Origin of the sequence: Sphingobium sp. (genome assembly GCF_049304695.1) — a bacterium.
GTDB lineage: Bacteria > Pseudomonadota > Alphaproteobacteria > Sphingomonadales > Sphingomonadaceae > Sphingobium.
Map to the genome: position 1 here is coordinate 156,416 of NZ_JBAQOK010000007.1, position 13,928 is coordinate 170,343.

Sequence of the window (13,928 nt, forward strand, 5' to 3'; positions counted from 1 at the left end):
GCCGCTCAGCCCAGCAACACCGCGCGAATAGCACCCGGATCAATATCGGCCCGTTCGGCAATGACGACCAGCGAGGTGGCGCGCGCCTCCCCGGCTCGCCACGGCCTGTCATAATGGTGGCGCACCCGCGCACCCACCGCCTGGACGAGCAGTCGCATCGGCTTGCCTGCGACGACGGCATAGCCCTTGACCCGCAGGATGCGATGGTCGCGGGCCAGCACCTCTATCCGGGCAACAAGGTCGGCTGGATCGGCGATCTCACCCAGTACGATGACCAGACTGTCAAAGTCGTCATGTTCATGATCCTCCTCACCATCATGATGCGACGGGCGAGCGGCGATGTCGTCTTCCGCTGCGGCGTCCAGCCCCAGGATCAGGCGCGGATCGACCACGCCATCGACCAGTTCGATCACCGGCACCGGGCGGCGCGCTTCGGCTGCGATCACGGCCCGCGCGGCGGCAATGCCGTCCGCCCCGGCCAGATCGCATTTGGTCAGCAGCACCATGTCGGCGCAGGCCAGTTGGTCCTCGAACACTTCGGATAGCGGCGTTTCATGATCGACACTGGGATCGGCAGCGCGCTGCGCGTCGATGGCGGCGAGATCGGGAGTGAATCGCCCTGCCGCGACCGCCTCCGCGTCCGACAGCGCCAGCACGCCGTCCACAGTGATCCGGCTGCGGATCGCTGGCCAGTCGAACGCCTTGAGCAAAGGCTTGGGTAGCGCCAGACCCGACGTCTCGATCAGGATATGGTCGGGACGCGGGTCGAGCGCGAGCAGTCTTTCAACCGTGGGAATGAAGTCGTCGGCCACGGTGCAGCAGATGCAGCCATTAGCCAGTTCGACGATATTGTCGGCCGGGCAATCGGGAATCGCGCAGGATTTTAGGATATCGCCATCCACGCCCAGCGTTCCAAATTCATTGACCACCACGGCCAGACGACGGCCACCGGCATGGCGGATCAGATGGCTGATGAGCGTGGTTTTCCCCGCGCCCAGAAAACCGGTGATGATGGTGACGGGCACCTTGGACAGGTCGGACATGAACATCCCCGCGCGCCGAACGACGAATGGCGGGGCGTGCCGGCACATGCCGGTCGATGCGCGACGACGGGCGGGCGCGACTATGCGTCCGTTACCACGCACCGATGCGGCCCCAGCCGCACAAGTTCGTCGCTCAGACGGAGAGTTACCGTGCCATGACCATCCCCTGGACCAAGGCAAGAGCGACCAAGCGCCGGCAGGTCTCCTGGCTCACGGGTCACAGCTTGATGCACGCCTTCCCAGACTGACGCAGCTGCGCTTGTCCAGTGGCTGCCCCTTTCGAAAAAGGAGCATGTGCATCGCGCTATCCGCTTACAGTTGCAGGGACAGCCGTGGATTTGGGAGAAACCTCCCGCACCACATTCCCGATTAAGCCTCTTGCGAGGCACCGGCGCGATCATCGAAGGAATGGCCAAGACCCTTCCTTCGATGGCCGCCATAACCGAAACGATGCGTGAAGCCAATCACCCTTGTCGATGGCAATCACGTTCCTGTCAGGCGCTGACCGTCACCTCGATCTCGTCAAAGCGTTTCCAGCGATAGATGGCGAAACTGACGATCCAGCACAGCACGAACAGACCGATGATGGCAAAGCCCAGGCTGTTGAAATTCTCCCCCAGTTCCGCCGCGATCCGCCAGGGCGCGCCGGTGAAGCCCAGCTTGTCGCCGATCAGCGCCATCGCCTCGATCCCGCCGATGCCGATGGCGACCAGCGCTGAAATCAGGGTGATGGTGATGTTGTAGTAGAGCTTGCGGATCGGCTTTACGAAGGCCCATTCATAGGCGCCCAGCATCACGACGCCATCGACCGTGTCGATCAGCGCCATGCCCGCCGCGAATAGTGCTGGAAATACCAGCACTGTCCCGATCGACAGGCCATCGGCGGCCTGAGACGCAGAGAGGCCAAGGATGGCGACTTCTGTAGCGGTATCGAAGCCAAGCCCGAACAGGAAGCCGAGCGGGGCCATGTGCCAGCTACGACTGATCAGTCGGAAAACCGGCCGGAACAATCGCGCGAGCAGCCCGCGATTGCCCAGCAACAGGTCCAGATCCTCCTCGACATAAGTGCCCCCCGCACGGACATGGGCGAACGTCTTCCACACCGATTGGAGGATGATGAGGTTCATCGCCGCGATGGTAAACAGGAACAGCGCCGACACGCCGGTCGCAACCACGCCGCCGACCTGCTTGAAGGAGTCGAATTGCGACAGCGCGCTGGCCGTCAGGGCGATCGCTACGGCGGCGATGGTGATGATCCCCGAATGGCCGATCGCGAACCAGAAGCCGACGGTGATCGGACGCTGACCATCCTGCATCAGCTTGCGCGTTACATTGTCGATCGCCGCGATATGGTCGGCATCCACCGCATGGCGCAGCCCCAGCCCCCAGGCGAGCAGCGCCGTGCCAAGCATCAATGGCTGGTCATGAAACAGCGTCACCGCCCAGGCCCAGGCCGCGACATTGGCGGCGATAAGAGCGCCCAGCAGCCAGGTGATACGGATTTTGAGCGGCTGTCGTACGGATAAAGTTTCGGTCATAGTTCGTCCCCCGGCGTCGTGCGACAGGGCGGGGGCGTGCCGTTCAGGACATGAACGGTCGGCACGCGCGGCGGCCGGACGCCAAGAGCGACCGACGCACGTATCCGATGCGGCCCCGGCCGCTCGTTCGTCGCTCAGACGGAGTATACCGTGCCACGGCCATCCCCTGGGCCAAGGCAAGAGCGACCAGACGCCGGCAGGTCTCCTGGCTCGCGGGTCACAGCTTGATGCACGCCTTCCCAGACCTCGCATGATTGTGCGTGCGGCCCAGTGGCTGACCTCCCTTGAAAGGAGGCCGGTGTGCATCGCGCTATCCGCTTACAGTTGCAGGGACAGCCACGGATTTGGGAAAGATTCCCGCACCGCATTCCCGATTAAGCCCCTTTCGGGGCACCGGCGCGATCAGTCGGAAGCCAACATCGCTGGCATCCGAGAAGAGGGATAATGGAACAAGAACGCCATGCCAAGCCGTCGTTCAGCGCCGGCCGTCAGCGCGCACGGCGAGATTTGCGAGAATGCCGTCGATTGCTGCGCAAATAATTGAAATCAGGCGCGTCTCTAAAGGCCGTTTGCACGAGCAATTCGGGCTAATATCAATGCCGAATCCTTTGGCGATCGTTTGAACGTAGAACGATCGACCGCCACTAAGCCGAATTTGGGCTCATATCCGAATATCCATTCGAAATTGTCCAGCAGGGACCAGTGGATGTAACCAATAACCGGAATACCCTCACCCATCGCACCTTTAAGGTGGCGCAGGGCTTCGGGGATCAAGGCAGCGCGTTGCCTGTCGTCCGACGTCCCGATGCCATGTTCGGTGACGAGGATCGGGACGCCTGCGACCTGCCAGGCATAACGTACCGCGCCAGCCAGCGATGCCGGATAGATTTCGGCCCCGCGCGTGCTTAACGGCGCGTCCGCAGGCGGTTTCATCTGCCCCTTATTATCGATGCGCGCGCGTTCGTAATTCTGGACGCCCACAAAATCATTGGATCGCGCTTCGCGAAGCCATGCATCATAGCATCGTGCGCGCTTGTCGGCGATCCGGCTGTCCATGCCGTAGGGCTGGTCGTCTTCCATCGCCAGGCTGAACCCGATCGGAAGATCACTGCGGACGGCCTTGATCGCCTTGCGCGCTTCACGATGCGCCGCGATCATAATGGGCAGCATCGCATCGGTCTGTGCTGATGTCTCGATAAACTGGGCGACGAAATGGTCGGACCCGGTGGCGTGCGCAGCCGCCGCCATGATCGCTTCATTGCGGGCGAATGCCTGGGTCGGCAGTTTGTAGCGCAGCAGTGACATGAGATTAGGCTCATTGAGCGTGACGACGCTGTGGATGCCCTGAGCAAGGTGTCGCGCTGCCTTGTCACAATAACGCGCGAACAATGCGGGTGCTTGCGGGTTCGTCCATCCGCCCTGCATCGCGAACCAGCGTGGACAGGTGAAGTGGCTGAAGGTGACGACAGGATGCAATCCGCGCCGCCGACAGCCTTCGATCATCGCCTTATAATGATCGAGCATGGCCAGAGAAAACTGGCCAGGCTCCGGCTCTATGCGCGCCCATTCGATCGAGAAGCGATAGGTGTTGAGGTGCAGATCGCGGACGATGTCCATGTCCAATGGCCAGCGATGCAGGGTGTCGCAGGCATCGCCGGACGGTTCTGTGAAGGACGTGGGTGATACATGCTCGATCACCCATGTGTCGCTGGACAGGTTGTTGCCTTCGACCTGATGCCCGGCGGTCGCCACGCCCCACAGGAAGCCGGAAGGGAACCGCTCCTTCTTTCCTGTGGCCGCAGTGGCGGTCGGCGCGTGTGCTAACCCCGCTGCGGCGCTGGCGATAAGAAGCTCCCGCCGTTTGACAGGGAACGAAGAACGCGTGTCCGGCATCCGTTGCTCCCCAAAACCTGGCTTAGAAATCGAAGCCGAAGTTGAGACCGATGGTCCGCACTGAATCCAGACCCCATTGCTGCGTGTAGGATAGTTTCGGCGTCGGCGCGCCACGAGGACTGCGGGCGTTGGTGTCGCCGGAATCGATGCCGATCGCGGTTGGATTAATCTTGTTCGTGCAATTTTTGCAGAATATCGACAGGCGCATGCCGTCCCCGATCTTCGCGCCCAGACTCGCCCCGAAGATGTCGATCGCACCTATGCCTGCGCCGGGTGCCTGATTGACCACATAATTGATCGACGAGCGGTGATACCAGTTACCCTGGATAAAGGGTTTGATGCTTCCGTCGGTCTGGACCTCATACTGCACTTGCACGGTGGACGTGAATTTCGGCGCGGCCGGAAGCGTCATGCCTGATGCGTCGAAGGTGCTGACCGTCGAAGAACAACCCTTGCTGGTCTGCGTCGGATAGCATTGCGCGCCCGCGAAACTGTCGAATTTCGATGACAGCAGCGACGCCGACCCGTTGATCGTCAGGCCAGCGAACGGAGCGGCAATGATCTGCGCCTCGATCCCCTTCGATATGACCTTGGCCGCATTTTGCACGACAAAGGTCGCCAGCGAAGGCTCAAAGGACTGCACCTGGAAATTGTTGAAATTGGTATGGAATGCCGAGATGTTGAGGGTCAGGCGACGGTCGAGGAAGCTGGACTTGATGCCGATCTCGCCAGTTTTCGACGTTTCCTCCCGGACGACGACGTTTGCCGTCGCGGTGGGGAAGCTGTCGTTGAAGCCCGGCCCCTTATAGCCACGGCCATAAAAGCCGTAGAACATGACGTCGCGCGTCGCCTGATACTGACCACCAAACTTCCAGCTGAAATCGGTGTTCTTGTAATCGGCCGCGTAAGTGCCGCGTGGGCCGCTCAGCGTCTGGAAATAGTTGAGCTGATTCTGCGTCAGATCGAGTTGAATCTTGTCCTGCGTCACGCGGCCACCTGCGATCAGCTTGAGCGAGTCGGTAACATCATAGGTCAGCTGACCGAAGGCCGCATAGCTTTCCGTGTCGAGTACATAGTTCCGGTCGCTGCCGACCTGCGCCACGTTGACGCGGGCGCATGACGCGGCGACATTTGGTCCAACGCAGAATGGCGACGCTGCAGCGGCTGCTTCGCTCAGATAGCTGTTGCCGCCAAGCTGGCGCGCGGTGTCCAGTTTGGACTTGAACCAGTAAAGACCAGCCTGACCGCTCAGACGGTTCCCGGCAGGCAGCGCCACGCGCAGTTCGTTGGAATATTGTTCATAGCGGCCCTGGGTTGCGTTGATATTCAGGCCGTTGGATGAGGTATAATCGCCATCGACCGCCTGATCCTGCGTATAAAAGCGCCAGGCGAAGATGTTGCTGATCTCGATGCCGGAATCGAGCAGATAGTTCAGCTGCCCCTGCGCGCCGCCTGTCTTGATGTCGCGAAACTGGTCGGCATCGCCACCGAACAGCAAGGTTTTCCGGCCTGCCGTGATCCCGTCGGCAGCAAGCGGCCCGATGTTCAGGCTGGTTGGGTCGAGCTGGCGGTAGCTATTGTCGAAGATACCGGCGATGCCGTGATTTTCGTTATAGTCGCCGATCATATAGAGGGTCAGCTTTTCGGTCAGTTCCGCCAGATATTTGGCCTTGAGCGAATAGCTGCGCGCGTTGAGATCATGGCGCGTGCCTGCGTCCGGTGTGCCGACATAGGTCGTGCCCGGCTCCTGATAGGAATAAAGTCCGCTCAGGCGCAGCGCCGAGGTTGCCGTCACTGGAATATTCAAGGTTTCGCGCAGGATAACGCCAGGCGCATTGCGATCGGATCCAGGCGTGGAGCGCATTGCAGCTTCGATGTTCGTCGAACTGGAATATTCGCCGATCTTGGGACGCGTGGTGACAATGCTAAGCAGACCAGCCGACGCATTCTTGCCGAACAACAGACCTTGCGGTCCGTTCAACACTTCGACACGCGCCACGTCGTTGAGCATCGGGCTGTTCAGCAACGGGCGGCCAAGATTGACCTCATCGATGGCCAGCGCGACGCTGCTGTCGATCGTGCCGGCAAAGGCCAGCGTGCCGACGCCCCGGACAGCGAACGAGTTGTCTGTGCCCACCTGAAGCGAAGGCGCGGCGCGCGACACTTGCGTCAGGTCATTGAGGTTTTGTGAGCGGATCACTTCCTGCGAGACCGCAGTGACGCTGACCGGCACGCGTTGCAGGCTTTCTGCACGCCGTTGGGCCGTGACGACGATTTCCGTTGGGCCGGGACCGGCATCAGCGCTGCGATCGACAGATTGCGCCATCGCTGGCGCGGTAAACATCGTGGATGACATTATAAAAATTGCAACGTGTCGACGCATGGATACCCGCCCCTAAAAGTGGCCATTAGCGGCCTTACCAATTTGCGATAGACGGTCATATATGTTTTGATAAATTAATTCATTCGTTGAAAATCCATCAATTTTATTGATGACTAAATGTCATGGCCTATGTCTTGGTTCTACTGCGAACCCGATCGCTGTCGATGTAACGCATACGTTTGCAACGGGAACCTACCGTTACGCGCGCCATCGCCAGCCTCAAAAATATTTGAGCCAGGCTATGTCACGGCGGCGTTTCTTCAGGCGGGAATACCAAGCCGTCGGTATGTAGAGCGGGACGATCAGGGCAAAGTACCAGACGAGCACCCAGCCGTAGCTATCGACGCCGAACATTATCCCATGATTGGGACCCCAGATCGCCAGAGCGGTATGATAGAGGATACGCAGAACGCTCAGGTGAAAAATGTAGAAGAACATCGGCGCGCCACCGAACACGGACAGCCGGTCGATCAGCATGCTCCCCTGCATCCGTCCGAACAGGACGAGCAGAAGCGTCCCGATACCCAATGTCGGCAGCAAAAAGAGCAGCGAGGCCGGATATTTGGTCATCGACATGAAGCTGAAAAACGTTCGCATCGGATCGCCTTCAACCGTGAACCATGGCTTGTCGCCATAGATGTTGAGCAGGCGTAACAGGACAAAGGCGATCAGCATGCCGCAGCCCAGCATCAGCAGGCGGCGCTCCCTGGCCCTGGGATCAACGCTGGGAAGAAACCAGGCACCCACGCCATAACCCAGGACCATCACACCGATCCAGACCAGGATCGGATAGGTCGTCTTGACGAGAAGTCCGAATGGCAGGGCAAATGTGTCGCGCTGATGGATCATCGCCCAGAGCGGGAACAGGGCATCGCCGTCCTGAAGCCGGATGGGATCGAGTAGATTGTGGCCGCAGACGATGACCAGCCCGATCGCGATGAGCAGCGATTTTGGCAGGCGAATGAGCGCCGCCAGAATGATCATGCTCAGGCCGATGCACCAGATGACCTGAAGCCACAGGGTCGGCACCGTGATGCCCCAATAGAGGGGCGAGAGGAAAAACACCTCTATCGCCATCAGCAGCAGGCCGCGCTTGACGAGGAACTCGGTCGTTTCCCCGATCGTGTGATTGCTGTGGAACAGATAGACGCCAAGGCCCGTCAGCGCGACAAAGATGGGCGCGCACAGGCTGACCAGGAAGCGGGCCATGATGAGCAGCGGCATGGCGGTGCGCGCGTCGATCGGGTCAGCTATGGGTATATAGACGAACCATGTTTCCCGAATATGGTCCAGCAGCATGAGTATCATGACAAATCCACGCAGGGCGTCGATATTCTGCAAGCGGGCGCCGGTTTTAGCCCTCGCCACGAGGGACGGAGCATGGCTTTGGCTGACAGAGGGATATGTGGTTCCGATGGCCATGCCTTGCTCCTTCATATCGTTGTTCGATTATCCGCACATTCGTGCCATCACGCATCGCCGATGACGGCGTGCACTCAGAGCGCGCCGACCTCGATCTTCGTCCCGTCCGATAGTCGGGACAGGCGGAAGGGGTGCGGATCGACGCTGGTTTTTTTCTGTGCGATCATTTCAGCGGCGAGAAACCCGATGCCTGGGCCAAGCCCGAAGCCATGCCCCGAGCAGCCTGCGGCCAGATAGAAGCCACTCACCTTGTCCACGGGGGAAATGACCGGCACGGCGTCGGGTGTGGAATCGACATAGGCGCCCCACGATTCCGCCACGTCTATGTCGACAAGCGCGGGAAAATTCTCCCGAACATTGGCCAGAATAGCCGCAATGAATTTCGGATTTGGATCAGGATCGAGCACGCGGACGGTGGAGAAACGCTTTTCCGGGGTCGAAAACAGCGTGGACAGGGATTCCGGGCCAGTGAAGAAGGATTTGCCGATACCGACCTGTACAGCGCGCAGGCGTTTGATGAACATCGGCATGAACGGCTTGGCATAGCGGATGCTTTGCGGCGTCAGTTCCAGCGTCGCCTTGCCGCTGATGGTCATGGTATAGCTGCCGTCCAGCCGCCGGGTCAGCGCGCAATCGGGTGTATAGAGCACCTCGCCGACATTGGGCGCCGGTCGCGAACGAAGGGCCGTCTGCCGCACGCATGCCTGCGGGAAACGCACGTCGGCCTCATGGCAAAAGGCCGATGCCCAGGCACCGGCCGCGCACAGGACGGCGTTGGCGGCGATATAGCCTTTTTCCGTGTGTACGCCGGTCACCGCGCCATTGGTGATGTCCAGCCCATAGGCAGCGCAGTGCTGGTGGATGGATGCCCCCAATGCGCGCGCACCCTCTGCCAGGACGGGTGCGGCCAGTTCCGGTTCCGCCTTGCCGTCGCGGGCGGCGTGGACGCCACCGCGCCATTGTCGCTTCGTCTGCGGAAATTTTTCCGCGGCTTCACGGGCGGACAACATGCGCGTTTCGACATCGAACAGCTTTGCGGTTTCCTGCCACTTTTCCCACAGCGCCAATTGTTTATCGTCGTCGCTGGCATAGAGCAGGCCGCAGCGGCGAAAGCCAAGATCCTGGCCGATCTCCTTGGCCAGATCATCCCACAGCCGCATCGACAGGATCGAAAGCGGCATTTCGCGGGCATCGCGATTTTGTTGACGGCACCAGCCCCAATTTCGGCTGGACTGTTCGCATCCTACATAACCCTTTTCCAGCAAGGCCACGGACACGCCCTGCCTGGCGAGATAATAAGCGGTCGCCGCACCGACGATGCCGCCACCGATGATCACGACATCGGCGGATGGCGGAAGCTGCTCGTCACTCTGGATTTTCTTGGCTCTGGGCGACATGGGTTATTTCCAAACTGGTCCTTGATGATCCTGGCGTCGGGATAGGCTTTTCAGCCGTCTCGCCAGACTCCGTGATGCTGCCCCCCAGCATGGATCGCCTTGCGCCGAATTTCGTCCCGTTCTGCCGCGATTTCCAGCAACAATCGGCCGAAGCGCGGCTTGCGCCAGCGGGATTCATGGTCCTGGAACCCGGCAGCCTCGATCATGGGAAATATCCCAATATGGCCTTGGTTTCGAGGCATTCCTCCAGCCCGAACACGCCATATTCGCGGCCGTTGCCGGACTGTTTGTAACCGCCAAAGGCCGCATGGGCATCCCAGGCGGGATGATTGATATGGACCTGCCCAGACCGGATCTGCCGCGCGACCCGGCGCGCGCGCTCCAGATCGGCAGACTGGACGTGGGCGCCAAGACCATAAACGGTGTCGTTGGCGATCGCGATTGCCTCCGCCTCCGTGCTGTAGGGCAGGATACACAGAACCGGCCCGAAGATTTCCTCCTGCGCTATACGCATGGCGCTGTTCACGCCCGAAAATATGGTGGGGCGCAGGAAATAGCCCTGTTCGAGTCCCTCGACATGGCCGGGGCCGCCGCAGATCAGTCGCGCGCCTTCATCGATGCCCACGGCGATCATCTGTTGCACCCGGTCGAACTGCGCCTTGTTGGCGACTGGGCCCATCGTCGTGCTTTCCACCAGCGGATCGCCCACGACGATGGTCTCGACATGGCGGCGGGCAAGCGCTTCAACCTCCTCCAGCCGGTCGGCGGGTACGATCATGCGCGTGGGCGCGCTGCATGACTGACCGACATTGCGGAATGCCGACGCGATGCCCAGCGGCACCACGGTGTCGAAGTCAGCGTCGGGCAACAGGATATTGGGTGACTTGCCGCCCAGTTCCTGCACCACGCGCTTGACCGTCGCCGCCGCCGCCTGCGCCACCAGCACTCCCGCGCGCACCGACCCGGTGATGGACACCATGTCGATGCCGGGGTGCGCGGCAATGGCCGCGCCGACATCTTCACCGGTGCCGTTCACCAGATTGAAGACACCCGGCGGCGTCCCCGCGTCGTGCATGATCTGCGCGAACAGCAGCGCGCTCAACGGGGACAATTCGCTTGGTTTGAGCACGATGGTGCAGCCCGCCGCGATGGCGGGCGCAACCTTGGCCGTGATCTGGTAAAGCGGCCAGTTCCAGGGCGTAATCAGACCGCACACGCCAATCGGTTCCCGCACGATCGCCGTCGATCCTTGCTGGGTGACGAACGGATAATGGCCCAATATCTCGGCCGCAGCCCGCACATGCGCGATCCCGAACGGCACCTGCGCGCTGCGGGCAAAGCTGATGGCGGTGCCCATTTCCGTGGTCATCGCCAACGCCAGTTCTTCGGCCCGCGCTTCCATCAACGTCTGGATACGCACCAGCAGCGCCCGTCGTTCTTCGACTGGCGTGGTGGAGAAGGACAGGAATGCCCGGCGTGCCGCCGCGACCGCCTGATCGACGTCGGCGGCGGTGCCCATGGACAGGGTGTCGATCACCGCCTGCGTCGCCGGGTTGACGACTGCGACAGCCGCGTTCGAGGCAGACGCGACCCACTGACCGTCGATGTAGAATTGATTGAATTTTTCGACGTCCACTTGGCTGTCCTTATGCTGCTACGCATCGTTCCGGAATGGTCGGGGCTGCGCTCAATGCAGGATATCCTGCAACTTATAATAGGCACCTACGAACGGCAGGAACCATGTCGGGCCGAAATGGCCCGGAATGGCCGGCCAGTGAAAATCCCGCCATGGATTGGCCGCCATGTTGCCGTCCATCACCTGGGCCATGATCTGGCCCATATAGGTCGACATCTGGGTGCCATGACCGCTATATCCCATGGAATAGAACAGGCCGTCATGCTCGCCAGCGCGGGGCAGTCGATCGGCTGTCATGTCCACCATGCCGCCCCAGCAATAGTCGATCCGGGCGTCGGACAGGCTGGGAAATATGTCGAGCATGGAACGCTGGAGGATGGCGCCGCTCTTGACGTCCGATCGGGCGTTGGATTGCGCGAAGCGCGCCCGTCCGCCAAATAGCAGGCGATTGTCCGGCGTGACACGAAAATAGCTGACGAAATTTCTGGTGTCGGTCGCGTTGCGGCGGCGCGGCAGCAGGCTATCGAGCCGTGCGGGCGACAAGGGTTCGGTGACGATCAGGAATGCGCCGACCGGTACGATACGACGGCGAAAATAGGCGAGCGGCCCTACCGCCGACGTGCCTGTCGCCAGCAACACCTGCCTGGCCGTTACATGGCCCGTGGGTGTCGACAGGCGGTGCGCATAGCCGTTCAGCCGCTTGATGCCCGTGACTGGACTATGCTCATGCAGCCTGACGCCACGGCGCGCCGCTGCCTTGGCCAGACCATGCACGAACTTACCCATATGCATCTGGGCGCTGCGCGGGAAGACAAGCCCGCCAAAATAGCGATCCGTCCCCACCTCCAACGGCATGTCCTGACGCGAGACCAGATAGGCGTCTGGGTCCGCCCCCTCGACCATCAGCGCCTGCGATCGTGCCAGCTTGTCATAATGGGCAGGCTTGACTGCCATCTTCAGCTTGCCGACGCGATGGAAGTCGCAGTCGATGCCTTCGTCGCGGATGATCGTTTCGACCGTATCGACCGCCATGTTGAAACTCTGATAAAGGCGTCTGGTCATTTCGGCACCCAGGCGCCCGACCATGCCTGCATAGTCCTGCGCAAAGCCGTTGTTACACATGCCACCATTACGGCCGGACGCGCATCCGCCCACCTGCCCGGCTTCGAGAAGGACCACGCTCGCCCCTTTCCTTGCCAGCGCGATTGCTGCGGAAAGGCCTGTGAAGCCGCCTCCCACCACGGCGACGTCATAGTCGCCTTCCACAGGCCCGTCATGAGCGCTGCGGAAAGAAGGGGCTGTGTCGAGCCAATAGGGCGTAAGTTTCATGGGGTAAGCCTCAACCAAAGGACTGGCTTGCCAAGGCGAAAATCCGGCCCTGCCCTGTCAGGTGCGGCGCTTGCCCCCGGATCATCGTGGTGACATCGCCAACCTCGGGCAGGCCCAGCGCCGCCAGCCAATCGCCCAACCCGCTATCGCCGGTCACGTCGATCCGAAGAAACTCGCCAGCCTTCATTGCAAGGAAATAGCGGATCAGTGCCTTGGCATCATCGGCGGTTCGCGCGATGACGGGACCGATCGCATGACCATGGCCGAAGCGACGGCATAGGGCGAAGCCCTGAATGACGCCATCGCGCTCCATCACCGCGCCGACGCCGACAAGGCTGAACATTTCTATCAAACGCGTGCGTTCTGCGCCAAATGCATCCTGATCCATCTGCAATATATCGGGCAGGTCGCCTGGCGTAGCGCGCCGTACCGGCGCGTTCTTTATCGCAGCGTTTTGGAATGCGTCGGGCAGTGTTTGCGCCTGATGCTGGTGTACCGTGCCAATCTCGCTAAAGCCGATGCTTTCGTACAAACGGCGGCCTTCAAGAGTGGAATTGAGCAAAGCCGTCCGGTCGCCGATCGCATCCATCATCCCACGCATCAGCGTTCGCCCAAGGCCAAGACCTTGCCGGTCGGGCGACACGATGATGATCCCACACGTCGCCAGCGTAGCGCCATATGTCCACCAAAGCGCGGACCCGACGATGTCATCGCCCTGTTGGCCAAGCAAACCATGGCCAAGCGACAAGGCCAGGTTCCAATCGTCCCGCCGATAAGGCCACCCGACAGCCTGGGATAATCCCAGCGCACCATCCAGATCGCCGATATTGTCAGTCATGGAGCGGACATTGAAGGCGGGAGCAGGCATGGCGCGATCAATCGGCCAGAGCTGCGATGGCGTCGATTTCGACCAGATAGCCATAATGGAGTTCAGGCACCGGAACGACCGATCGGGCCGGGCGAACATCGCCGAGCATTTCGGCGTAGATACGGTTGAACAGCGGCCAATTTTCGATGCCGACGATATAGACCGTCACCTTGAGCAGTCTGTCCGGCGCGCTGCCAGCCGCTTGCGCCACGGCCAGCATGTTACGGATCGCCAGGCGCGCCTGATCGGCGAAATCGGCGTCCGGGCGATGGGTGCCATCCGGCTCGACGGGCAACTGGCCGGACACATAGACCAGCCCCTGATGCGCGATCGCCTGCGCATAATGGCCCCCCGCTGCCGGGGCATTGGGCGTGGATATAGGACGTATCATTGTGTTCATGCCGTCGATCCCCTGCATC

The 13,928-nt window shown here is 61.0% G+C and carries 11 protein-coding genes and 2 riboswitches; all 11 genes read right to left on the minus strand.

Annotated elements, in window-relative coordinates; translation table 11 throughout:
• Positions 1 to 5: 5 nt before the first annotated feature.
• Positions 6 to 1,043, minus strand: a complete 1,038-nt coding sequence (cobW, locus tag WA070_RS01135) for a cobalamin biosynthesis protein CobW (protein WP_422632389.1) — start codon at positions 1,041 to 1,043, stop codon at positions 6 to 8.
• A 178-nt stretch (positions 1,044 to 1,221) separates the two neighbouring features.
• Positions 1,222 to 1,451: riboswitch (cobalamin riboswitch) on the minus strand.
• 86 nt (positions 1,452 to 1,537) lie between these two features.
• Complete coding sequence (locus WA070_RS01140) at positions 1,538 to 2,581, minus strand: HoxN/HupN/NixA family nickel/cobalt transporter (protein WP_422632390.1); 1,044 nt, start codon at positions 2,579 to 2,581, stop codon at positions 1,538 to 1,540.
• Between the two features lie 178 nt (positions 2,582 to 2,759).
• A riboswitch (cobalamin riboswitch) is annotated at positions 2,760 to 2,994 on the minus strand.
• Between the two features lie 145 nt (positions 2,995 to 3,139).
• The gene (locus WA070_RS01145) at positions 3,140 to 4,474 is read right to left on the minus strand and encodes a glycoside hydrolase family 1 protein (RefSeq protein WP_422632391.1); all 1,335 of its coding nucleotides are present in this window, start codon (positions 4,472 to 4,474) and stop codon (positions 3,140 to 3,142) included.
• 22 nt (positions 4,475 to 4,496) lie between these two features.
• Positions 4,497 to 6,830 (minus strand): TonB-dependent receptor, encoded by a 2,334-nt coding sequence (locus WA070_RS01150; RefSeq protein WP_422632392.1) that lies wholly within the window; start codon positions 6,828 to 6,830, stop codon positions 4,497 to 4,499.
• A gap of 246 nt (positions 6,831 to 7,076) precedes the next feature.
• Positions 7,077 to 8,279 carry a DUF1624 domain-containing protein gene (locus WA070_RS01155; RefSeq protein WP_422632393.1) on the minus strand — a complete coding sequence of 401 codons (1,203 nt, stop codon included), beginning with the start codon at positions 8,277 to 8,279 and terminating at the stop codon, positions 7,077 to 7,079.
• A gap of 74 nt (positions 8,280 to 8,353) precedes the next feature.
• Positions 8,354 to 9,676 (minus strand): NAD(P)/FAD-dependent oxidoreductase, encoded by a 1,323-nt coding sequence (locus WA070_RS01160; RefSeq protein WP_422632394.1) that lies wholly within the window; start codon positions 9,674 to 9,676, stop codon positions 8,354 to 8,356.
• Between the two features lie 50 nt (positions 9,677 to 9,726).
• Complete coding sequence (locus tag WA070_RS01165; protein WP_422632395.1) at positions 9,727 to 9,882, minus strand: hypothetical protein; 156 nt, start codon at positions 9,880 to 9,882, stop codon at positions 9,727 to 9,729.
• Complete coding sequence (locus WA070_RS01170) at positions 9,879 to 11,312, minus strand: aldehyde dehydrogenase family protein (RefSeq protein WP_422632396.1); 1,434 nt, start codon at positions 11,310 to 11,312, stop codon at positions 9,879 to 9,881. The genes WA070_RS01165 and WA070_RS01170 overlap by 4 nt, the downstream gene beginning before the upstream one ends.
• Before the next feature lie 51 nt (positions 11,313 to 11,363).
• Complete coding sequence (locus tag WA070_RS01175; RefSeq protein WP_422632397.1) at positions 11,364 to 12,641, minus strand: NAD(P)/FAD-dependent oxidoreductase; 1,278 nt, start codon at positions 12,639 to 12,641, stop codon at positions 11,364 to 11,366.
• A 10-nt stretch (positions 12,642 to 12,651) separates the two neighbouring features.
• Positions 12,652 to 13,479, minus strand: coding sequence for a GNAT family N-acetyltransferase (locus WA070_RS01180; protein ID WP_422632398.1), 828 nt, complete (start codon positions 13,477 to 13,479; stop codon positions 12,652 to 12,654).
• Between the two features lie 37 nt (positions 13,480 to 13,516).
• Entirely contained in the window at positions 13,517 to 13,909 is a 393-nt protein-coding gene (locus WA070_RS01185) for a RidA family protein (RefSeq protein WP_422632399.1), read from the minus strand.
• Between the last annotated feature and the right edge of the window lie 19 nt (positions 13,910 to 13,928).